Origin of the sequence: Limnohabitans sp. (assembly GCF_034680285.1) — a bacterium.
In the GTDB taxonomy this organism is placed as follows: domain Bacteria; phylum Pseudomonadota; class Gammaproteobacteria; order Burkholderiales; family Burkholderiaceae_C; genus Limnohabitans_A.
Genome location: NZ_JAXITC010000001.1, coordinates 36,681 through 57,890 on the forward strand (window position 1 = coordinate 36,681; position 21,210 = coordinate 57,890).

21 protein-coding genes are annotated in these 21,210 nt (G+C 59.5%); 16 read left to right on the plus strand and 5 right to left on the minus strand.

Going from position 1 to position 21,210, the window contains the following annotated elements:
* Window positions 1-74 precede the first annotated feature (74 nt).
* Window positions 75-758, minus strand: a complete 684-nt coding sequence (locus SWE17_RS00190) for a TetR/AcrR family transcriptional regulator (RefSeq protein ID WP_322991126.1) — start codon at window positions 756-758, stop codon at window positions 75-77.
* 84 nt (window positions 759-842) lie between these two features.
* Here SWE17_RS00190 and SWE17_RS00195 point away from each other — a divergent pair, with 84 nt between their 5' ends.
* Window positions 843-1,637, plus strand: coding sequence for a hypothetical protein (locus tag SWE17_RS00195; RefSeq protein ID WP_322991127.1), 795 nt, complete (start codon window positions 843-845; stop codon window positions 1,635-1,637).
* Between the two features lie 46 nt (window positions 1,638-1,683).
* On the opposite strand, the gene SWE17_RS00200 is transcribed toward SWE17_RS00195, so the two are convergent.
* Window positions 1,684-2,442, minus strand: coding sequence for a 3-hydroxyacyl-CoA dehydrogenase (locus SWE17_RS00200; protein WP_322991128.1), 759 nt, complete (start codon window positions 2,440-2,442; stop codon window positions 1,684-1,686).
* Window positions 2,443-2,663: 221 nt separating this feature from the next.
* Between SWE17_RS00200 and SWE17_RS00205 the strand changes: the two genes are divergently transcribed.
* The 3 genes from SWE17_RS00205 (at window position 2,664) to ahpF (ending at window position 5,506) form a co-directional block, all read left to right on the plus strand.
* On the plus strand, window positions 2,664-3,062 hold the full coding sequence (locus tag SWE17_RS00205; RefSeq protein WP_322991129.1) for a DUF423 domain-containing protein: 399 nt from the start codon (window positions 2,664-2,666) through the stop codon (window positions 3,060-3,062).
* A 170-nt stretch (window positions 3,063-3,232) separates the two neighbouring features.
* Entirely contained in the window at window positions 3,233-3,796 is a 564-nt protein-coding gene (ahpC, locus tag SWE17_RS00210) for an alkyl hydroperoxide reductase subunit C (protein WP_100118979.1), read from the plus strand.
* A 159-nt stretch (window positions 3,797-3,955) separates the two neighbouring features.
* Window positions 3,956-5,506, plus strand: coding sequence for an alkyl hydroperoxide reductase subunit F (ahpF, locus tag SWE17_RS00215; RefSeq protein WP_322991130.1), 1,551 nt, complete (start codon window positions 3,956-3,958; stop codon window positions 5,504-5,506).
* Between the two features lie 77 nt (window positions 5,507-5,583).
* Here the strand turns inward: ahpF and SWE17_RS00220 are convergent, their stop codons facing one another.
* Window positions 5,584-6,627: an extracellular solute-binding protein gene (locus SWE17_RS00220; protein WP_322991131.1), complete on the minus strand. Its 1,044-nt coding sequence runs from the start codon at window positions 6,625-6,627 to the stop codon at window positions 5,584-5,586.
* A 163-nt stretch (window positions 6,628-6,790) separates the two neighbouring features.
* On the opposite strand from SWE17_RS00220, the gene SWE17_RS00225 reads away from it, so the two are divergent.
* The gene (locus SWE17_RS00225) at window positions 6,791-7,636 is read left to right on the plus strand and encodes a patatin-like phospholipase family protein (protein ID WP_416234938.1); all 846 of its coding nucleotides are present in this window, start codon (window positions 6,791-6,793) and stop codon (window positions 7,634-7,636) included.
* Between the two features lie 147 nt (window positions 7,637-7,783).
* Here the strand turns inward: SWE17_RS00225 and phaP are convergent, their stop codons facing one another.
* Window positions 7,784-8,317: a TIGR01841 family phasin gene (phaP, locus tag SWE17_RS00230; RefSeq protein ID WP_322991132.1), complete on the minus strand. Its 534-nt coding sequence runs from the start codon at window positions 8,315-8,317 to the stop codon at window positions 7,784-7,786.
* A 200-nt stretch (window positions 8,318-8,517) separates the two neighbouring features.
* Here phaP and SWE17_RS00235 point away from each other — a divergent pair, with 200 nt between their 5' ends.
* The 11 genes from SWE17_RS00235 to SWE17_RS00285 all read left to right on the plus strand — a co-directional run bounded on the left by SWE17_RS00235 (window position 8,518) and on the right by SWE17_RS00285 (window position 20,333).
* Window positions 8,518-9,447: a histone deacetylase gene (locus SWE17_RS00235; RefSeq protein ID WP_322991133.1), complete on the plus strand. Its 930-nt coding sequence runs from the start codon at window positions 8,518-8,520 to the stop codon at window positions 9,445-9,447.
* A complete protein-coding gene (locus tag SWE17_RS00240; RefSeq protein WP_322991134.1) occupies window positions 9,444-9,896 on the plus strand; it encodes a thioesterase family protein in 453 nt (150 codons plus the stop codon). The genes SWE17_RS00235 and SWE17_RS00240 overlap by 4 nt, the downstream gene beginning before the upstream one ends.
* Window positions 9,893-10,630, plus strand: a complete 738-nt coding sequence (locus SWE17_RS00245; protein ID WP_322991135.1) for a nitroreductase — start codon at window positions 9,893-9,895, stop codon at window positions 10,628-10,630. Before SWE17_RS00240 ends, SWE17_RS00245 begins: the two co-directional genes overlap by 4 nt.
* Before the next feature lie 41 nt (window positions 10,631-10,671).
* On the plus strand, window positions 10,672-12,543 hold the full coding sequence (locus tag SWE17_RS00250; RefSeq protein WP_322991136.1) for an ABC transporter permease: 1,872 nt from the start codon (window positions 10,672-10,674) through the stop codon (window positions 12,541-12,543).
* The gene (locus SWE17_RS00255; RefSeq protein WP_322991137.1) at window positions 12,540-13,385 is read left to right on the plus strand and encodes an ABC transporter ATP-binding protein; all 846 of its coding nucleotides are present in this window, start codon (window positions 12,540-12,542) and stop codon (window positions 13,383-13,385) included. Before SWE17_RS00250 ends, SWE17_RS00255 begins: the two co-directional genes overlap by 4 nt.
* Window positions 13,372-14,022, plus strand: a complete 651-nt coding sequence (locus SWE17_RS00260) for an ABC transporter ATP-binding protein (RefSeq protein WP_322991138.1) — start codon at window positions 13,372-13,374, stop codon at window positions 14,020-14,022. Before SWE17_RS00255 ends, SWE17_RS00260 begins: the two co-directional genes overlap by 14 nt.
* Window positions 14,023-14,109: 87 nt before the next feature.
* Window positions 14,110-15,294, plus strand: a complete 1,185-nt coding sequence (gene pncB, locus SWE17_RS00265) for a nicotinate phosphoribosyltransferase (protein WP_322991139.1) — start codon at window positions 14,110-14,112, stop codon at window positions 15,292-15,294.
* Window positions 15,295-15,347: 53 nt separating this feature from the next.
* Window positions 15,348-16,769, plus strand: coding sequence for a sodium:proton antiporter (locus tag SWE17_RS00270; protein WP_416234939.1), 1,422 nt, complete (start codon window positions 15,348-15,350; stop codon window positions 16,767-16,769).
* Window positions 16,769-17,755 carry a D-glycerate dehydrogenase gene (locus tag SWE17_RS00275; RefSeq protein ID WP_322991140.1) on the plus strand — a complete coding sequence of 329 codons (987 nt, stop codon included), beginning with the start codon at window positions 16,769-16,771 and terminating at the stop codon, window positions 17,753-17,755. Before SWE17_RS00270 ends, SWE17_RS00275 begins: the two co-directional genes overlap by 1 nt.
* Window positions 17,752-19,143, plus strand: coding sequence for a DNA recombination protein RmuC (locus SWE17_RS00280; RefSeq protein WP_322991141.1), 1,392 nt, complete (start codon window positions 17,752-17,754; stop codon window positions 19,141-19,143). Before SWE17_RS00275 ends, SWE17_RS00280 begins: the two co-directional genes overlap by 4 nt.
* Window positions 19,144-19,175: 32 nt before the next feature.
* Window positions 19,176-20,333: an MFS transporter gene (locus SWE17_RS00285; RefSeq protein WP_416234950.1), complete on the plus strand. Its 1,158-nt coding sequence runs from the start codon at window positions 19,176-19,178 to the stop codon at window positions 20,331-20,333.
* Here the strand turns inward: SWE17_RS00285 and SWE17_RS00290 are convergent.
* Window positions 20,315-21,187, minus strand: a complete 873-nt coding sequence (locus SWE17_RS00290; RefSeq protein ID WP_322991143.1) for a TIGR00730 family Rossman fold protein — start codon at window positions 21,185-21,187, stop codon at window positions 20,315-20,317. The genes SWE17_RS00285 and SWE17_RS00290 overlap by 19 nt on opposite strands.
* Window positions 21,188-21,210 lie beyond the last annotated feature (23 nt).

Sequence of the window (21,210 nt, forward strand, 5' to 3'; positions counted from 1 at the left end):
GGTGAACAGCCGCATGCAAGGGCTAGATGTCGGTATGGGACCGCTTGAATTGAAACTGTATCCAGTTCAGGCAGTCAAGACGGTTCAATCGTTTTCTTGGCGGGTGCTGATGGGGCCGGGCTGGCCTGGGCTTGCGTGGGGCCTTGGGTCAGGGCGGTGTGCATCATGCCCATCAAATAGGGTTCGGCCTGACCTGGCACGCCGGGCGTGAGCACCAGGTGCTGCATGACGTTGGACTGCTGGATGCTGGCCATGCCGTGCAGGGCCGACCAGATGAAGAGGGCTTGCAGCTCCGCTTGGGCCAACAGGGCCAGCATGTCGCTTTGTGGGGCGCTGGCGCGTTGTTGCAAGTGCTGCAGCAACTGGTTTCGCAACAAGTCAAAAGCATGCACCGCATGGCGCACCAGTTCGGGATGGGCCGCTGGTTCGGGCCATGGTGTGCCAAACATCAGGCGGTATTCAAGGGGATGCTGAGCGGCGTAGCCCATGTAGGCCTCGCTCATGCCCAGCAGCGCATCCGTGACGTGCGCTTGGGACGCCTGGTCCAGATGGTTGGCGAAATCCTCAAAGCAGCGCTGCATGATGGCCGCGAGCAAGTGGTCCCGACTCGGGTAGTGCCGGTAGGGGGCTTGGTGTGAAACCCCCAGTTTGCGGGCGACATCGCGCAGGCTCAAGCCCTCTGTGCCTTTTTCTGCAATCACTTCTCGGGCCGCCTGAATGCAGGCTTCTTTCAGGTCCAGCTCGTGAATGTTTTTCACCATATTTCGTTTGACATGGGTCTATGTTGACAGCGTCAACAGTTTAAGTGACACTTGTTGACGGTGTCAACAAGTGGGGAAGTCATGTCATTTTCAGAGGCATTGCCGCGCTTGGCCGATTCGGCTTTGGGCTGGCCCGGACTGAGTACGGCGCAAAAAACCTTGTGTGTTTATGGGCTGGTGATGGCGGCCTTGCTGTTGCCAACTTATGCCCTGTCGTGGTTCGATCTGCGCACGCTGCGCGAGGTGGGCATCTGGGCCAAACCCATGAAGTTCATGGCAGGCACGGCGCTGTTTGCCTTGACCACGGTGTGGTTGAGCACCTTGGTGCCTGGCCAGGTGGGGCATGACCCCAGTTTTCCGTGGATCGCGGCATTGATCATCGTCACTTCCTTGTTTGAGGTGGTCTACATCACCGTCCAAGCGGCCAAAGGCGAAGGCTCACACTACAACACCACGGACCCGCTGCGGGCCATGATGTTTGGGCTGATGGCGTTGGCGGCAGTGGGTTTGGTGGCATCCCAAGCCTGGCTGGCGTGGGTGATCTGGAAAGCCTTGGGGTCAACGGTGCTCACGCCCACCACTTTGGCTGTGCTATTGGGCTTGGCACTGACTTTTGTGCTGTCCACGGTGAGTGGCTTCATGCTGGGGGGCAAGCAGCCGCCTGCTGGTGTGGGCTGGCCGGTGGTGGGGTGGCATACTTGGCAAGACCTGCGGCCCGCGCATTTTTTGGCGGTTCATGCCCAGCAATTCATCCCACTGGCGGGCTTGTTGGCCGAACGGCTGATGGGGCAGGCCGCCATACCCGGTGTGATCGCTTTCACGCTCAGTTATTTGGGGGCATGGGTCGCCTTGATTGTGATGGGCATGGCAGGCTGAGCCCCATTGCCTATTCACAGGCCCATTTTGGAGCCGGTGGGTCAAATCACTTCGGTGCCAAGCGGATCGCGCCGTCCAGTCGGATCACTTCGCCGTTGAGCATGTCGTTTTCGATGATGTGTTTGGCCAATTTGGCGTAGTCCTGCGGGGTACCCAAGCGGCTGGGGAAGGGCACGCCCGCGGCCAGGGCGTCTTGCACTTCTTGGGGCATGCCAAACAGCATAGGGGTGCCGAAGATGCCGGGGGCAATCGTCATGTTGCGGATGCCGTTGCGGGCCAGGTCGCGGGCAATGGGCAGTGTCATGCCGACCACGCCGCCTTTGGATGCGGCATAAGCCGCCTGACCAATCTGGCCATCGTAGGCCGCAACGCTGGCGGTGCTGATCAGCACGCCGCGCTCGCCGGTGGATTCAGGCTCGTTTTTGCACATGGCCTCAGACGCCAGGCGGATCATGTTGAAGGTGCCGACCAAGTTGACCATGATGGTCTTGGTGTAGACGGCCAGGCTGTGCGCACCGTTTTTGCCCACCGTTTTTTCGGCGGGGGCGATGCCCGCGCAGTTGATGAGGCCAGAAAGTCGACCCATGGACACAGCTTGAGCCACCACAGCTTGGCCGTCGGCTTCATTGCTCACATCGCATTTAACAAAGGCGCCGCCCAGTTCTTTGGCGATGGCTTCGCCCTTTTCGGCTTGCATGTCGGCAATGACCACTTTTGCGCCATTGGCCGCCAGCATGCGCGCCGTGCCTTCGCCCAGGCCCGATGCGCCGCCGGTGACGATGAAAACTTTGCCTTGAATGTCCATGTTCAGCTCCAGAATTTGATTGACGTTACGTCAACGTTAATTATGCACATCTGTCATGGTCACCCCGTTGCCGGAGGGAGCCCCGAGCTGATGAGGCCCTTATCCGGGGAAAACAAGTCGGGGGGCATTGACTTGGTGTCACCTCATTCAAAGGAAGGAGACAAACACGTGTTTCAATCCAAGTTGTTCATTGCTTCAGTACTTTCTCGAATTGGGTCCACATGACTTCACCGTCTCAGGGCACTTTGCCCATCATTGCCAAGCTTTTTTTGATTTCAGGGGCGGTCAGTGCCTGCGCCAGTGTGGTGTTCAGTGCCGCTTTTGCCCATTTGCCTGTTTTCTCGGCGGGGGTGCCGGCCATGGTGCAGACGGCATTGACCCAGCAGCACTTCCACGCTTTGGGACTTGTCGGGGTGGGCTTGTCCATCGCGTGCTTAGGTGCTTCGCGTTGGTTGATCAGCTCGGGCTGGCTCATGCTGGCGGGTTTGTTTCTGTTCAGTTTGAACCTTTACGCCCGGTATGTGTTTGGTATGGATACCTTCAGGGCGGCCGTTCCTTGGGGCGGTGGGGCCTGGATCTTGGCTTGGTTGCTTGCTGCTGTGGGTTTCGCCCGTCGGTAAATCCCTTGGGTTCTTTGGCGACACGTCACGACAGATCTGTTGGGCTGGAACGGTTTTCCCTATCGACACGATAGGAACTACTCATGAGTGAAAACCCTAGTTTGTTTTATGATTGCTACCAATGAGTTTTCTCATTCGATAGTTTTTTTAAACCAACCCAAGGAAACACCATGTCCCTGATCAACACACAAGTTCAGCCTTTCAAAAACCAAGCCTTCCACAACGGCAAGTTTGTTGAAATCACCGAAGCGACCCTCAAGGGCAAGTGGAACGTGTTCATCTTCATGCCCGCCGCGTTCACCTTCAATTGCCCTACAGAAATCGAAGACGCTGCTGACAACTATGCAGCTTTCCAAAAAGCCGGCGCTGAGGTTTACATCATCACCACCGACACCCACTTCTCGCACAAAGTTTGGCACGAGACTTCGCCTGCTGTGGGCAAAGCCAAGTTCCCATTGATCGGTGACCCCACACACAAGCTGACCCGCGCTTTTGGCGTGCACATCGAAGAAGACGGCCTGGCTTTGCGCGGCACTTTCGTGATCAACCCAGACGGCATGATCAAGACGATGGAAGTCCATTCCAATGAAATCGCCCGTGACGTGTCTGAGACATTGCGCAAGCTGACCGCCGCTCAGTACACCGCCGCCAACCCCGGCCAAGTTTGCCCAGCCAAGTGGAAAGAAGGCGCCAAGACTTTGGCTCCTTCCATCGACCTGGTCGGCAAGATCTAAATCTTGACTTCTTCGCCCTGCTTGGCAGGGCGTTGAGCACAGCGCAACAAGGCCACAAGCTGGGTGTGCGCTGTCCTCAACGATTCCCCAAAACCCTTTATTTGGGTCCCGCCACAAGCGAGGACTTGAGTTTTTTGCAGCCTGAAACAGGAGAACACCATGCTCGACGACACCCTCAAAGCCCAATTGCAACAGTACTTGGCCTTGCTGCGCCAGCCCATCCGCTTGGTCGCCTCTTTGGACGACAGCGAAACTGGCACAGAGATGAAAGAACTGCTCGAGACCATTGTGGGCTTGTCTGACAAAGTGAGCCTGGACACCACCGGCAACGACGCACGCAAGCCTTCTTTTGAAGTGGTGCGTGAGGGTGAAAGCCAAGGCGTGCGCTTCGCGGGCCTGCCACTCGGTCACGAATTCACCTCTTTGGTGCTGGCACTGCTGTGGACTGGCGGCCACCCGCCCAAGGTGGAGCCCGAAGTGATCGATGCCATCAAAGGCTTGGACGCCGACTCCAGCTTCGAGGTCTACATGTCCCTGAGCTGCCACAACTGCCCGGATGTGGTGCAGGCCTTGTCGCTCATGGCCATCTTCAACCCCAAGGTCAAAACGGTGGTCATCGAAGGCGGTGCTTTCCAGAAAGAAGTTGAAGAGCGCCAGATCATGGCCGTGCCCATGGTTTTCCTGAACGGCCAAGTGTTCGGTTCAGGCCGTATGAGCGTCGAAGAAATCGTGGCCAAGCTGGACACCGGTGCCGCCACCCGTGACGCAGCCAAGCTGGACGCCAAAGACCCGTTTGAAGTTTTGATCGTTGGTGGTGGCCCTGCAGGTGCGGCCGCTGCCGTGTACGCAGCCCGCAAAGGCATCCGAGTGGGTGTAGCCGCAGAGCGCTTTGGCGGCCAAACCAACGACACCATGGCGATTGAAAACTACATCTCGGTGCTGGAAACCGACGGACCCAAATTTGCGGCTGCCTTGGAAGCCCAAGTGCGCCAGTACGGCGTGGACATCATGAACTTGCAACGGGCCGACAAACTGACGCCCGCAGGGGCCGATGGTTTGGTGCACATTCAAATGGAAAACGGCGCAACCCTCAAAGCCAAAACCGTGATCTTGTCGACCGGTGCTCGCTGGCGCAACGTGAATGTGCCCGGCGAAGCCGAGTACAAGAACAAAGGTGTGGCTTACTGCCCGCATTGCGACGGCCCCTTGTTCAAGGGCAAGCGCACGGCCGTCATTGGCGGCGGCAACTCCGGTATTGAAGCTGCCATTGACCTGGCGGGCATCGTCGAGCACGTCACCGTGATCGAGTTCGCCGAGCAACTCAAGGCCGACGCGGTGCTGGTGAAAAAGCTCCACAGCCTGCCCAACGTGACGGTTCACACCAACGCCCAGACGACTGAGATCACTGGCGACGGCAGCAAGGTCAACGGCATCCGTTACAAAGACCGCGCCACCGGTACCGAGCACCATGTCGAATTGGCCGGGGTGTTCGTGCAAATCGGCTTGGTGCCCAACACCGAGTTCTTGAAGGGCACGGTGGAACTCTCCAAGTTTGGCGAGATCGTAGTGGACGCCAAGGGCCACACCAATGTGCCGGGCGTGTTCGCGGCGGGTGACTGCACCACCGTGCCTTACAAGCAGATCGTGATCGCCGCAGGCGAGGGGGCCAAGGCCGCACTCAGCGCCTTTGACCACCTGATCCGTTCCTGATCGCGCCAGTGCAGGCACAAAAAAACCGGACCTTAGGTCCGGTTTTTTCTTGGCAAGCGCCAAATTTGCTGTCTAGATTACTTGAAGCCCACCCGGTCGAGCATCTGCTGCACTTTGATCTGGTTCATGCCCACGGCGCTGATCGGGATCAGCTCGCTTTTGAAGCTGCCGCCCGTCATGGCTTTAAGTGCCGGGTTGTCAAAGCTCACGCCTTTGGCGGCGGGCCATTCGTTGTTGCCATTGGCAAAGTGGTTTTGCGCAGCCGGGCTGGCCAGGTACTCCAAGAACTTCACCGCGTTGTCGGTGTTTTTGGCATGACGGGCGACAGCGCCACCGGCCACGTTCACATGCGTGCCCCAGCTGCTTTGGTTGGGGAAGACCACCCCGATTTTTTCGGTCACAGCTTTGTCGGCCGGGTTGCTTGACCGCATCATGCGGGCCAGGTAATAGGTATTGGTCACGGCCACGCCGCATTCGCCAGATGCCACGCCCTTGATCTGATCGGTGTCACCGCCTTTGGGGCTGCGGGCCATGTTGTCCACCAAGCCTTTGAGCCAGGCTTCGGTTTTTTGCGGGCCCAGGTGCTCGGTCATGGCGCCAAACAGGCTCAGGTTGTAGGGGTGCGAGCCGGAGCGGATACACAGGCTGCCCTTGAACTTGGCATCGGCCAGCTTTTCGTAGCTGTCCACATCAGTTTTGCTGAACTTGAGCTTGTCGTACACAATCACTCGCGCCCGTGTGGACAGGCCAAACCAGGCTGTGCCACCGTTGTCGGTCGCTTTGGCACGCAAGTTGGCGGGAATGGCTTCCTCGAGCTTAGTTGATTTGATCGGTAAAAACAGGCCTTCGACCTCGGCACGCCAAAGGCGGGCGGCATCCACCAGCAAAATCACGTCGGCCGGGGAGGCTGTGCCTTCGGCTTTGAGACGGGCGAGAATACCGGCATCGTCGGCGTCCACGCGGTTGATCTTGATGCCGGTGGATTTGGTGAAGTCGCTGTACATCACCTCGTCAGTGGGGTAGTGGCGGGCTGAGTAGATGTTCAGTGTTTTGTCTTGAGCCCAAGTGGTCAGGGCGACCAGCGTGCAAGTCAAGCCCAAGAAAGTTTTTTTGAAAGTCATGTCGATGTCCAGTGCAGTTGATGAGAGTTTAGTGCAAATGAGAACGATTCTCAACAAGTCCCTCAAAAACCTTGGGAAATACATCCCTGTGCGTCAAATTTTTGAGAGTGGACGCTTCGGCGCGGGCCTTTGTATAGCGATCGCTCTGTCTGGATGCGGCAGCTTGCCAACGACATCACCATCGGTCGACGTGGTCAAAAGCCCTCCAATGGCGGAGCGGCGAGAGCTGAAATTGGGTTTGGCTTTAGGGGGTGGCGCTGCCAGAGGTTTTGCACACCTGGGGGTGATCGAGGTGCTGGAAGAAGCCGGATTGCGCCCGAGCCATGTGGTGGGCACATCCGCAGGGAGTTTGGTGGCTGCGTTGTACGCCAGTGGCAAAAGCACGGCCGAACTGGCCCGCATGGCCGAAACCATGCAGGAGGCGGACATCACAGACTGGATGCTGCCCATCCTGAACCGTGGTGCTTTGCGCGGAGAAGCATTGGCCCGCTACGTCAACACCCAAGTGGGTGGGCGCAATTTGGAGCAAATGAAAATACCGCTCGGCATTGTAGCCACCGACCTGAAAAGTGGCGATGCGATCACGTTCCGGCGCGGCAACACCGGGGCTGCTGTGCGCGCCTCCAGCGCTGTGCCAGCGGTGTTTCAGCCAGTGCGCATTGGAGAGCGCGAATACGTGGACGGTGGTTTGGTGGCCCCTGTTCCGGTACGCCAGACCCGTGAGATGGGCGCCAACTTTGTGATCGCGGTGGATATCTCCAGCGATCCGGAGGGCAATCCTTCTTCGGATACTTTTCAAATCCTGATGCAAACCTTCACGATCATGGGCAAAACCATCAACACCTTGGCTTTGAAAGAAGCCGACTTTGTGGTTCGCCCGACTTTAACTGGCGTAAAAAGTGCTGACTTCAGCGCCCGGATGCGTTCGATAGAGGCCGGACGGGTGGCGATGCGGGCGGCCCTGCCCACATTGAAAGTGCGCATGGCGCAGTTTGAAGAGGGCCGCTGAACCGGTCAGCCCAGAAGAAAAAAAGGGCCAATCTTGCGATCGGCCCTTGAAGGGATCCTTGTTTCCCTGATGAAATTCAAAAGGATCCGAGGAGACAACTTGTCTTGAGATCCGTGCGCCTAAAGTTGCGCGTACGGATCAAAAAAATCACTTCTTTTTGGCAGCTTTGGGAGCGGCAGACTGGGTCACCGAAGCCAGGTTGGATTCGGCCAGGTCAGTGGCTTGCTTGACTGCTTTTTGCACAGACTCGAAAGCGGTGTTGGCGGCATTCACAGCACCCTTCATCATGGCCACGGCTTGCTCAGAGCCGGCTGGGGCGTTTTGAGCGGCGGTGTCCACCAAGGTGGCGAACTGCTTTTGGGCAGCAGCAGCTTGTGATTCGAAGGCTTTGGTGAATTCGTTGCTGGTGCCGGAGGCGATGTCGTACAGGTGGCGGCTGTAAGCAGCGGTTTTTTCGGCCAACGGCTGGAACAGGTTGGCTTGCATGGCCACCAGTTCTTGGGCGTCTTTGACGCTCAGGGCAGATTGGGTGTTGCTGGCGGACTCGTCCAAAGCAGCTTTGGCAGCGGAGAGGTTCAATTCCACCAGTTTTTCCATGCCTTCGAAAGCCTTGGCGGTCAGGCCAAACAGGGTTTCCACATTGGCTTTGTGCGAAGCGACGATTTGTTCAGCGGTCATCATGAGAATCTCCAGATAAAAGTTTGGTTTCAAAGAGACTGCGCCGAAACTGGCCGGGGCCATACAACTTTGTTGCAGTGCAGCATGATTTGAATTTTAGGGTTTCCACGGGGTATTGCAAGGGGATGGACCTGCTCGCTGCTCAGTTTAGAGAGAGCTTTCTAGAATCGCCTTGTGCTTGATCAAGTCACGCACCTTTAAGAATGCACGCCTATTACGCCGACCACTTTGTTTTGCCTTTGCCAGAGGGCCACCGGTTTCCGATGCGCAAGTACAGCCGCTTGCGCGACCGCCTCACCCAAGAGCTTCCTGGTGTGGTCATGCGCGAAGCCCCCGCAGCCAGCGATGGGGAACTGGCCTTGGTGCACACACCCGCCTACATCCAAGGTGTGGTCACAGGGACTCTGGACGCCGCTTTGCAGCGCGAGATCGGTTTCCCATGGAGCCCGGCCATGGCCGAGCGGGCGCGCCGATCGGTGGGGGCCACTGTGGCTGCAGCCCGCGATGCGTTGGTGCAGGGCGTGGCCGGCAACCTGGCGGGCGGCACGCACCACGCCTATGCGCACAAGGGAGGGGGCTTTTGTGTGTTCAACGACATCGCTGTGACTGCACGCCTGATGCAGGCCGAGGCTTGGCGGCACCACCGCCAACACATGAAAGTGGCGGTGATTGATTTGGATGTGCACCAAGGCAATGGGACGGCCCATGTGTTTGCTGGCGACCCGACTGTGTTCACCCTGTCGCTACATGGCGAAAAAAACTTCCCATTTCGCAAAGAGGCCAGTGATTTGGATGTGGGTTTGCCGGACGGCTGCACCGATGAGCCTTATTTGGCGGCCTTGCACCAGTCGCTGCAAACCCTTCAAGATCGGTTTGATCCGGATTTGGTGATTTATCTGGCGGGCGCCGATCCGCACGAGGCAGACCGACTGGGGCGACTCAAGCTCACCTTGGACGGCATGCAAGCCCGTGACCGGGTGGTGCTGGACTGGGCCTGGCAGCGCAGGCTTCCGGTGGTCATGTGCATGGGTGGGGGCTACGGCCATGACATTGAGACCACCGTGCAGGTGCAAATGCAGACCTGGGATGTGGCTTTGGGCTATTGGCAACGCTGGCACAATCTCGGGCCATGAACACCCCAGCCACCCCCTCTGCCAAAGCACAGCCGGACAAACGCAGCAGTTACAAGGCCTTTCGCGCCATCAGCACGCGCTGGATGGACAACGATGTCTATGGCCATGTGAACAACGTGGTGTACTACAGCTGGTTCGACACCGCTGTGAATGCCACCCTGATTGAGCAGGGCGTGCTCGACATCCACGCGGGCAGAACGATTGGTTTGGTGGTGGAAACCCAGTGTTTTTACTTCGCGCCGCTGGCTTTTCCGCAAACCATTGACGCAGGCATCCGTGTGGCCAAGCTGGGCACCTCCAGCGTGCGCTATGAGGTGGGCCTGTTCGCCCAAGGCGAAGAACTGACCGCCGCCCGAGGCCATTTTGTGCATGTGTACGTGGACCGCGAGACCCGCCGCCCGGTGCCATTGCCGGCCGCACTCAAAGCATTTTTGGAGACATTGACATGAGCATTTTGGACATCGGACCCCAGGTCAGCACCCGCGTGAACGACCCCGCCAGCGTGGACGCGGCCATCCTCAGCCGCTTTTCGGCCCGCGCTTATTTGCCCCAAGCGGTGGAGCGCAGCGTTTTGCAAGAAGTGCTGAGCGTTGCGGCCCGCTCGCCCAGCGGCACCAACACCCAGCCCTGGAAGGTCTATGTGCTGCAGGGTGCCAAGCGCGACGAGCTGGTGGCCAAGACCTGCGCCGCACACGACGCCATCAGCGCCAACCCCGCGCTGGCGTCTGAATACGCCGAGTCTTATGACTATTACCCCGAAAAATGGGTCAGCCCCTACATCGACCGCCGCCGCGAGTGCGGTTTTGGCCTGTATGGGGTGCTGGGCATCGGCAAGGGCGACAAGGCCATGATGCACGCTCAGCATCAGAAAAACTTCCGCTTTTTTGATGCGCCTGTGGGCCTGATCTTCACCATCGACAAAGTCATGGGCCGGGGCAGTTTGCTCGACTACGGCATGTTTTTGCAAAGCATCATGGTGGCCGCCCGCTCGCGGGGCCTGCACACCTGCCCGCAAGCGGCTTGGAACGGCTTTTCCAAAATCATCTTGCCGCTGGTGGGCGCGGGTGACAACGAAATGGTGGTCTGCGGCATGTCGCTGGGCTATGCCGACGAGTCAGCGCTGGTCAACACCTTCGAGACCACCCGCGTGCCAGCGCAAGACTTCACCCACTGGGTGGACTGACTATTTATCTCAACGCGCTTCAATAAAGACAAGGGCCTGGTTTGGGATTCGAAGCACTGGCGCTGCAACTGCTCAATGGCCTGAGCCACGCCACCACCTTGTTCTTGATGGCCTCCGGGCTGACGCTGATTTTTGGCGTGACCCGAATCGTGAACTTTGCGCACGGCAGCTTCTTCATGCTGGGCGCTTTGTGGTCTGCGCATGCGGTGACGAACTGGTGGCCCGGCATGGCGGACACCGCTTGGGGCTATGGCGCAGTGATCTTGATGGGCGCGTTTATGGCGGCCTTGCTGGGGGCGTTGACCGAAGTCTTGCTGCTCAAGCGCATGCGCCACGCGCCGCAGCTCTACCAACTGGTGGCCACCTTTGGCTTGACGCTGGCGCTGCACGACGCGATGCGCTGGTTTTTTGGCCCCGAAGAGGTCTTTGCGCCGCGCTTTCCGGGCCTCAAAGGCGCGATCGAGCTGGGCGAGTCGTTTTTCCCGACCTGGCAATTGTTCACCCTGGTGCTGGGCCCGCTGGTCTGGCTGGGCTTGCACCTCTTGCTCACCCGCACGCTGTGGGGTCAGCGCGTGAAAGCCGCTACGCAAGACCGCGAGATGCTGGACGCCCTGGGCGTGAACCCCGCGCCCCTCATGTTGGGGGTGGTCATGCTGGGCTGCGGCCTGGCGGGGCTTGCTGGGGCGCTGCAACTGCCGCGCGAGCCGGCGCACTTGCAAATGGACGTGAACGTGGTGGTCGAGACCTTTGTGGTGGTGGTCACGGGTGGGCTGGGCAGCATTGGCGGGGCATTTGTGGCGGCGGTTTTGATAGGCGTTATCCATGCGCTGGGCCTGAGCTTCTTCCCGCAAGCGACTTTGGTGCTGGTGTTTTTGACCATGGCCGTGGTGCTGGTGTGGCGGCCGCAGGGCCTGGCCGGGTCGGCCGCACATGGGGAGTTGCGCGAGAGCGTGCCGGTGTTTGCCCTGTGGCCGGTGGCGGGCTGGGGACGGGCGCTGTTAGTAGCCGTCTTTGTGGGCTTGACACTGCTGGCCTGGGGGCAGGGCGATTACGGCCGCAGCCTGGCAGAAGACGTCATGGTGATGATGCTGTTTGGCCTGAGCCTGCAGTGGATGATGGCTTTGGGCGGTCTGGTCAGTTTTGGCCATGCGGCGTTTTTTGCGTTGGGTGCTTATGGCGCGGCGCTGTCGCACTTGCACTGGGGTGCGGGTTTGCCAACGGCATTGGCCGCGGGCATGGCGCTGGCGCTGGCCGTGGCTGTGGCGTTTGGTGCTTTGGTGGTGCGCAGCAGCGGGGTGTACCTGGCCATGCTGTCTCTGGCGCTGGCGCAAATGATTTGGGCGGGAGCCACGCAGTGGGTGGGATTGACGGGCGGTGACAACGGCTTGATCGGCCTGCGTTTGATCGCCCCCGAGTCGCGTGCTTTGGCCGATACGCTGCTGTGCGGCTTCATGCTTTTGGCCATTGTGGGCATGGCCCGCGTGGTTCGGTCCAGCCGTGGCGCGGCTTTGCAGGGGCTGCGTGATGCGCCGCTGCGTGCTGCGGCCAGTGGTTTGCCGGTGCAGGCTTTGCGCTACCAGGTGTTTGTCGGCAGCGCCACCTTGGCGGGTTTGGCTGGGGGCTTGTGGGCCGCTTTCAAAGGGGCGGTGTTTCCGTCGGTGGCCTCGGTGGCCATGTCGGTGGACGCTTTGTTGGTCATCTTGCTGGGCGGTGTGCACCAGCTGTGGGGCGCGGCTGTAGGCAGTGCGCTATTGGTCTGGGGCGGGGCCGAGCTTGGGCAGGGCCTGGATTATTGGCGCGGTGTTTTGGGCTTGGTGATCATGCTGGTGATGGTGCTGGCGCCCAGTGGTGTGCTGGGCGGGCTGCAAATGGGGATGAGCCGTTTTTCTTCTCCCAAGGGGAGCCGCGCATGAGCCTTCAAACAGTTTTGCAGGTCAACGGTTTGGCCAAGCATTTTGGTGGTGTCCGGGCGCTGGACGGTGTGAACTTCTCTGTGCCCGCAGGCCAATGCGTGGCCCTGATCGGGCCCAACGGCGCGGGCAAGTCGACCAGTTTTGCCTGCTTGGCGGGCCAGCAAGTACCCACGGCGGGCGAAGTGCTGTGGCAAGGTCAATCGCTTTTGGGCAAGCCACCCGCCGAGCGCCAGCGCCTGGGCGTGGCCCGCACCTTTCAGGTGGCGCAAACCTTCGAGGCCCTCACTGTTCTGCAAAACATCCAGCTGGTGCTGCGCGGCGCTGCGCCACTGGCCTGGTGGGACCGTCTGGATAGCCGCCAGCCTGAGCGGGCGATGCGGCTCGCCGACCAAGCAGGCTTGCAAGACCAAGCCCACGCCACCGTGGCCGATTTGCCTTATGGCGCGAAAAAACGCTTGGAGCTGGCCATGGCACTGGCGGGCTTGCCCGACGCTGTGACTGATGCTGTGGCAGACCAAGGTGCACACTCAGCCCAGTCATTGCTGCTTCTGGACGAGCCCGCTGCCGGGCTGGCGCTCGCCGAGCGGGCCGACATGATGGCGCTGGTGCGGCAGGTGGCCTCGCAAGGCGTGACGGTGCTTTACACCGAGCACAACATGGACGCCGTGTTTGGCGTGGCAGACAGGGTGCTGGTGCTGATGCAAGGCCGCTTGGTGGCCGACGGCCTGCCCGAGGTGGTGGCGCAAGACCCGCAGGTGCGCGAGCGCTATCTGGGGCTGGATTTTGATCCGAATGCCAAGGAGATTACCGATGCGAAAGGCCTGCGCGATGCTGACCGTTGAAGGCCTGAACGCCTGGTATGGCCAAGCCCAAGCCTTGTTCGACGTGAGTTTGTCGGTGGGCGAGGGCGAGCTGGTCGTCATTCAGGGCTTGAATGGCGCTGGTAAATCCACACTGCTGCAAAGCCTGATCGGCTTTGGCCCCCGGGCGCAAGGCCGAATTACTTGGCAAAACGAACCCATCCAAGCCTGGCCCGCGCACCGCCGCGCCCAAGCGGGGCTGGGTTTTGTGGCCGAAGACCGGCGTTTGTTCACGGCTTTGACGGTCAAAGAAAACCTGTGGATCGCTGCACCCTCGGGTTCAAGCGCTCTGGACACGCCCGCGCAGCGCTTTGACCGGGTGATGGCCTTGTTCCCGCAGCTCCAGACCATGCTGCACCGCCCGGCCAGCCAAATGAGCGGGGGTGAACAGCAAATGCTGGCGCTGGCCCGCACCCTGATGACCGGCCCGCGCCTGCTGCTGCTGGACGAACCTTGTGAGGGTATTTCACCGGTGCTCGTGGCGGCCATGCGCGACGCCCTGCTGCAGCTGGCGCGTGAGGGCGTGGCCATGCTGGTGGCCGAGCAAAACAACATCTTGGCCCGGCATGCGCAACGGGTTTTGGTGTTGACCAGTGGGCGGATGGCTGGGGCGGCTTGACCCTTGACGGACCCGGATGTGCGGGGTATGCATCCCTTACACTGCCTGACAACAACGAGCGGCCTCAGCCGCCAGAGACAATACACCATGATCATCACCAGTCTGCTCGATACCGACCTGTACAAATTCACCATGATGCAGGTGGTGCTGCACCAGTTTCCTGGTGCGCAGGTGGACTACAAGTTCAAATGCCGCAATCCGGGCGTGCCTTTGGCACCTTTTGTCGACGAGATTCGGCAAGAGATCCGCTCTCTGTGTTCTTTGAGCTTCAAGGAAACCGAGCTGCAGTACCTGCGCTCTCTGCGTTTCATTAAAAGTGATTTTGTTGATTTTTTGGGGCTGTTCAAGCTCAATGAAAAATGCATCCAGGTCACCGCGCTGCCTTCCGGTGAAATCGACATCACCATTCAAGGACCGTGGCTGCACACGATTCTTTTTGAAATCCCGGTGCTGGCCATCGTGAACGAGGTCTTTTTCCGCAACACCCAAAAAGTGCCCGACCTGATGGAAGGCCGCCATCGCCTCGACACCAAAATTGCCCAGCTCAAAGCGCCGGGCCTTGAAACCCTCAAGATTGCCGATTACGGCACCCGCCGACGCTTTTCCCGTGCCTGGCACGAAGAAGTGTTGCGCGTGTTGTCCGCGCGTTTGGGCACAGGCCCCAGTGGCCAGTTTGCGGGTACCAGCAATGTGTATTTCGCTTATTTGTTGGGGCTGACCCCGCTGGGCACCATGGCGCACGAGTACCTCCAGGCCTGCCAAGCTTTGGGGCCGCGCTTGAGGGACAGCCAAATTTTTGCCTTCGAGTCGTGGGCCAAAGAATACCGAGGGGACTTGGGCATCGCCTTGAGTGATGTGTACGGGTTCAATGCCTTTTTGCGCGACTTTGACCTGTACTTCTGCAAATTGTTCGACGGTGCCCGCCACGACAGTGGTGACCCATTCAGTTGGGGCGAGCGCATGATCGCGCACTACCAGCAAAACCGGGTGGACCCGAAAACCAAGACACTGATTTACAGCGACGGCTTGACGATTCCTCGAACCATCGAATTGTTCGAGCAATTCAGAGGGCGGTGCCAGCTCGCTTTTGGCGTGGGCACCAACCTGACGAATGACCTGGGCTATGAGCCGTTGCAAATTGTCATCAAGATGACCCGCTGCAACGGCCAGCCTGTGGCCAAACTGTCAGACACACCTGGTAAGGGTATGTGTGATGACGAAAAGTATCTGGCCTATTTGCGCCAGGTTTTTGAGATCAACCCAAGCACCTGAACGGTGCAGCTGCCCCGTTAACATACGGCAGCTATAAATAGGAGATTTGAACGATGACGCGATGGGGTATGCGGTGGACCGCTTGGCTGGCTTTGCCGCTTTTTTTGGGGTCAGGCGGCGCTTTTGCCGCTGATTTAGATGGTGCTCAGTTGTCGGTGATGTGGGGAGTGCCCTTTGCAGGCATTTTGCTGTCCATTGCTTTGATGCCTTTGCTGGTGCCCCATTTCTGGCACCACCATTACGGCAAAGTGGCCGCGGCCTGGGGCTTGGCGTTCCTCGTGCCATTTGCGCTGATGTTCGGCCCCGCTGCAGCAGGCGTGAGCACAGTGCATGCTCTGTTTGCCGAATACATCCCCTTCATCATCTTGCTGACGGCTTTGTTCACCGTGTCGGGTGGCATTTTTATCCGTGGCAATCTGCACGGCAGCCCGGGCCTGAACACTGCCATTTTGGCCATTGGGGCCGTGCTCGCCAGCTTCATGGGGACCACGGGTGCGTCCATGCTGCTGATTCGGCCGCTGATCCGCGCCAACGACAACCGCAAACATGTGGCGCATGTGGTGGTGTTTTTCATCTTCATCGTCTCCAACGCGGGTGGCTCGTTGACGCCTTTGGGCGACCCCCCCTTGTTTTTGGGCTTCTTGAAGGGCGTTGACTTCTTCTGGACCATCAAAACCATCTTCCCCGAGACACTGTTCTTGGTGGGCAGCTTGCTGGCCATCTTCTTTGCACTGGATTCCTGGTTCTACCACCGCCGCGAAGAGTTGTTGCCACAAGACCCGACCCCCGATTCCAAAGCGATTGGCTTTGACGGGGCCATCAACTTCTGGCTGTTGGCTGCGGTGGTGGGCTTGGTGTTGATGAGTGGCTTCTGGAAATCGCCTGTGTCGTTCAACATCTACGGCACCGAAGTCGGTTTGCCTGGTGTCTTGCGCGATGTTGGCTTGCTGGCCGTGACGTTCTTGTCCCTCAAGATCACGCCCACGCAGGTACATGCAGACAACCAATTCAGCTGGGGGCCCATGGCCGAAGTGGCCAAGTTGTTCGCGGGCATTTTCCTGACCATCATCCCGGTCATCGCCATGCTCAAGGCGGGCGTGAATGGCCCATTCGGCGCGGTCGTCCAAGCGGTCACCAAACCCGATGGCGGTCCGGATGTGATGATGTATTTCTGGATCACAGGCTTGCTCAGCTCCTTCTTGGACAATGCACCCACTTATTTGGTGTTCTTCAACACCGCTGGTGGTGACCCGCAGGTTTTGATGACCACACTGGCCCCGACGCTCGCCGCCATTTCTGCAGGTGCCGTGTTCATGGGCGCCAACAGCTACATTGGCAATGCGCCCAACCTGATGGTCAAGGCGATTGCCGAAGATCGTGGCGTGAAAATGCCCAGCTTCTTTGGCTACATGCTCTGGTCGGGATGCATTCTGGTGCCCCTGTTTGTTGTCATGAGTTTCATCTGGTTCCGATAATGACTAAACCTGCCATTCTGGTGGCCCGCGCCATCTTCCCCGAGGTCCTGCAGTCTTTGGCGCAGGTGTTCGAAGTCGAGAGCAATCAGGCCGACGAGGTCTGGTCTGCTGCAGAGCTGACCCGCCGCATGCAGGGCAAAGTGGGGGCCCTGACCACAGGCAGCGAGCGCATCGACGCGGCGCTCCTGCAGGCCAACCCCCAGCTGAAAATCGTGGCCAACATGGCGGTGGGCTTCAACAACTTTGACGTGCCCGCCATGACCGCCGCAGGTGTGCAGGCAAGCAACACCCCCGATGTGCTGACCGAAACCACCGCTGACTTTGGTTTTGCCCTGCTCATGGCCACGGCCCGTCGCGTGACCGAGAGCGAGCACTATTTGCGTGCCGGTTTGTGGAAAAAGTGGAGTTACGACATGTTCGCCGGGGCCGAGGTGCATGGCTCAACCCTTGGCATCATGGGCATGGGCCGCATCGGTCAGGGCATTGCCCGCCGGGCGGCGCATGGCTTTGGCATGAAGGTGATTTATCACAACCGCAGCCGTCTGAGTGCCGATTTGGAAGCCGAGTGCAAGGCCACTTATGTGTCCAAGCAAGAGCTGCTGCAAACCGCGGACCACGTCATGCTGGTCGTGCCCTACAGCGCCGAGTCGCACCACACCATCGGTGCGGCCGAACTGGCGCAGATGAAACCCACAGCCACCTTGGTCAATATTGCACGCGGCGGCATTGTGGACGACGCGGCCTTGGCCAAGGCCTTGGCTGCAGGCCAAATTGCGGCCGCAGGTCTGGATGTGTTTGAGGGCGAGCCCTCGGTGCCCCCCGACTTGCTGAAAGTCCCGAATGTGGTGCTCACGCCCCACATTGCCAGCAGCACGGTCAAAACCCGCAAGGCCATGGCGCAGCTCGCGGCGGACAACTTGATGGCTTACTTGACCCGTGGCCAAGCCCTGACACCTCTGAACACCTTGACAGGCCCGGCTGCATGAGCGATTGGGTGTTGCCAGCGCTTCTGGCCCTCGGCGGTCTGAATCTGTTTGTTTTGGTGTTTTTGTGGCTTCGTTTCAAAGCGGCACCGGCGCGTCAGACGGAAGAAGTGGCCGCACAGGCCGCTTGGCAGCAACAGCAGTTTGCTGCACTGCTGTCCCAGACTGAGCGTTTGGAGCGCGAACTTCGCACCGAGATTGCCCAGTCCGGCGTGCAGGGTCGTCAAGAAGCCATGCAAACGCTCACGCTCTTCCAGCAATCACTGCTGCAGCAAAGTGCCGAAGCCACCCGCACCCAAAACCAGCAAATTGACGCACTGGCCCAGCAGCTGGCCTTGCTGCAAAAAAGCCTGACCGACAGCCTGGCCCAGCAGGTCAATGCGCTGTCTGAAGCCAACGCCCGCCGCCTGACCGAGATGCGCGGCACCATGGAAACCCAGCTGTCGCAGCTGCAGCAAAGCAATGCCGCCAAACTGGACGAAATGCGCCAGACGGTGGACGAAAAGTTGCAAGCCACCTTGCAAGCCCGCTTGGGCGAGAGCTTCAAACAAGTGGCCGAGCGCCTGGAGCAAGTGCACAAAGGTTTGGGCGAAATGCACAACCTGGCGCAAGGCGTGGGCGATCTGAAACACCTGCTGACCAACGTCAAAACCCGTGGCATGTTCGGCGAGGCTCAGCTGGCCTCGCTGCTCGAGCAGGTGCTGACGCCCGAGCAATATGCGGTGCAAGTGGCCACCAAGCCAGGCGACAAAAACCGGGTGGACTTTGCGATTCGCCTGCCGGGACGTTCTGACAGTGGCCAGCCCGTGTGGCTGCCGATCGACGCCAAGTTCCCCAACGAGGACTATGAGCGTTTGCTCGAAGCCCAAGGTCGGGCAGACCCGGTGCAAGCCGAGTTGTGCGCCAAGGCCCTCGAGACACGCATCAAGCTTGAAGCCAAATCAATTGCCGAAAAGTACCTGGAGCCGCCGCACACCACCGACTTTGCGGTGATGTTCTTGCCGACTGAAGGGCTTTATGCCGAGGTGCTGCGCCGTCCTGGCCTGATGGAAACGCTGCAGCGCGACCACCGCGTGACGCTGGCGGGGCCCACCAATTTGATGGCCATGCTCAACGCCTTGCAAATGGGCTTCAGAACCTTGGCGCTGGAAAAGCGCTCGAGTGAAGTCTGGCAGGTGCTGGGCGCTGTCAAGACCGAGTTTGGCAAGTTTGGCGATGTGCTTTCCAAAGTACGCAACCAGACGCAGACCGTGCTCAACACACTGGACCAAGCGCAAACCCGTAGCAACGTCATGAGCCGAGCCCTGCGGCAGGTGGACGCTCTGCCTGACTCACAGGCCCAGGCCCTTTTGCCCGGGGGCCCAGACTTGCCCGAAGAGGAAAGCGCGTGACGCCCGATTTGGCCCGCTTGATCGCAGGCCAAATGTTTTTGCACGCTTGCATGGCGGGTGCCCGCATGGCGATCCCCTTGCTCGCCCTTAAACAGGGGTTCAGTGCTGTGGCGGTGGGCGCTTTGTTGGCCTTGTTTGCATTGGCACCCATGTTCTTGGCCTTGCCCGCTGGCCGCTACAGCGACCGCCGCGGCTTGCAAAAACTTCTTCGCATCAGCGTGGTTTTGGCTGCTTCCGGCGTTTTGTTGTCGGCGCTGTGGCCTATTTTTCCGGTGATGTGTTTGAGTGCTTTGGCGGCGGGTGGTGCAACGGGCATGGCCGTGATTGCCCTGCAGCGCCATGTGGGGCGCATGGCCAAAGACCCGGCGGCACTCAAAGTCGCTTTCAGCTGGTTGTCTTTGGGCCCGGCGGTGTCGAATTTCGTCGGCCCGGTGATGGCTGGTTTGCTGATCGACTACGCGGGCCCAGTCGCTGCCGACGAGTTGGGGTTCCGATGGGCTTTTCTACTGATGGCGGTGTTTCCGCTGTTCACCTGGGTCTGTGTGCGACTTGTGCCCGAGTCACCGCTGTCGCATGAGTTGGCCAATGAACCGCCTCGGCGCGCCTTGGATTTGTTGGCCGAACCTCTGATGCGGCGTTTGCTGGGTGTCAATTGGTTGCTGTCATCGTGCTGGGACGTCCACACCTTTGTGGTGCCGGTACTCGGTCATGAGCGGGGTTACAGCGCCTCGGTGGTCGGCGGCATTTTGGGGGCGTTCGCGTTGGCTGCGGCCTTCATCCGGGTGTGTTTGCCCTTCATCTCCCGCCACGTTAAAGAGCACCAGATCATCACCGCCGCGATGCTCTGCACGGGTCTGTTGTTCGCGCTGTACCCCTTGATGCCCACTGCGGGCTCGATGCTGGTGTGCTCGGTTTTGTTGGGTCTGGTTTTGGGCACGGTGCAGCCCATGATCATGAGCACCTTGCATCAGATCACCCCACCGCACAGGCAAGGTGAGGCGCTGGGCCTGCGACTGATGAGCATCAACGCGTCCAGCGTGCTCATGCCCATGCTGTTTGGCGCAGCGGGCGCAGTGGCGGGTGTCGCCCCGGTTTTTTGGGTGGTGGGTGCGGCGGTCGGAACAGGGTCTCGTGCGGCCTGGCACTTGCGGCCGGACCACGCCGCCCAGCATCACGACACCTTGAGCTGATAAAAATCGCAAATCGCTTGCCAAGCCGCTTCGGGTGTGTCCACGTACTTGAACAAATTCACATCGGCGGCAGAGATCATGCCTTCCTCCACCAGCAGGTCCAGGTTGAGCAAGCGCTGCCAGTAATCGCTGCCAAACAACAAAATCGGCACGGGCTTGGATTTGCGGGTTTGGACCAATGTCACCACTTCAAACAACTCGTCGAGAGTGCCAAATCCACCCGGAAATGCCACCAAGGCTTTGGCCCGCATCATGAAGTGCATTTTGCGCAGCGCAAAATAATGGAATTTGAAGCTCAGGCCAGGCGTCACATACGCATTAGGTTGTTGTTCGTGGGGCAGGGCGATGTTCAGGGCCACCGACAAGGCCCCAACCTCTGACGCCCCCCGGTTGGCGGCTTCCATGATGCCGGGGCCGCCGCCTGTGCAGATGAATAGCTGTTCATGCTGAGGCAAACAAGCGCAGGAGCGGGCCACCATTTGGGCAAAAATCCGGGCATTTTCATAATGCTCGGCATTGCGGACCAAGGCTTGCGCTTTGGCAATCGCCTGAGCTTGACCCTTTTGAAGTGCGTCTTTCAGGCTTGCCGCGGCGCTTTCTCGATCGACGAAGCGGGCGCTGCCAAACACCACCACCGTGTGCTCGATACCAGCCTCGGCTTGGGCCAGATCAGGTTTGAGCATTTCCAGCTGGAACCGGATGCCACGGGTTTCCCGGCGCAATAAAAATTCCGGATCGGCAAACGCCAAGCGGTGAGCCTGCGGCTGCATCCAATCGCTGGTGGGGGACTCGTTTTGCAAATCCGCCCAAGCGTGGGCCAAAGTGGAGTCTTGAAGGTTCGGTTTGTTGGGCATGCGTTCATTGTGCATGGGTCATA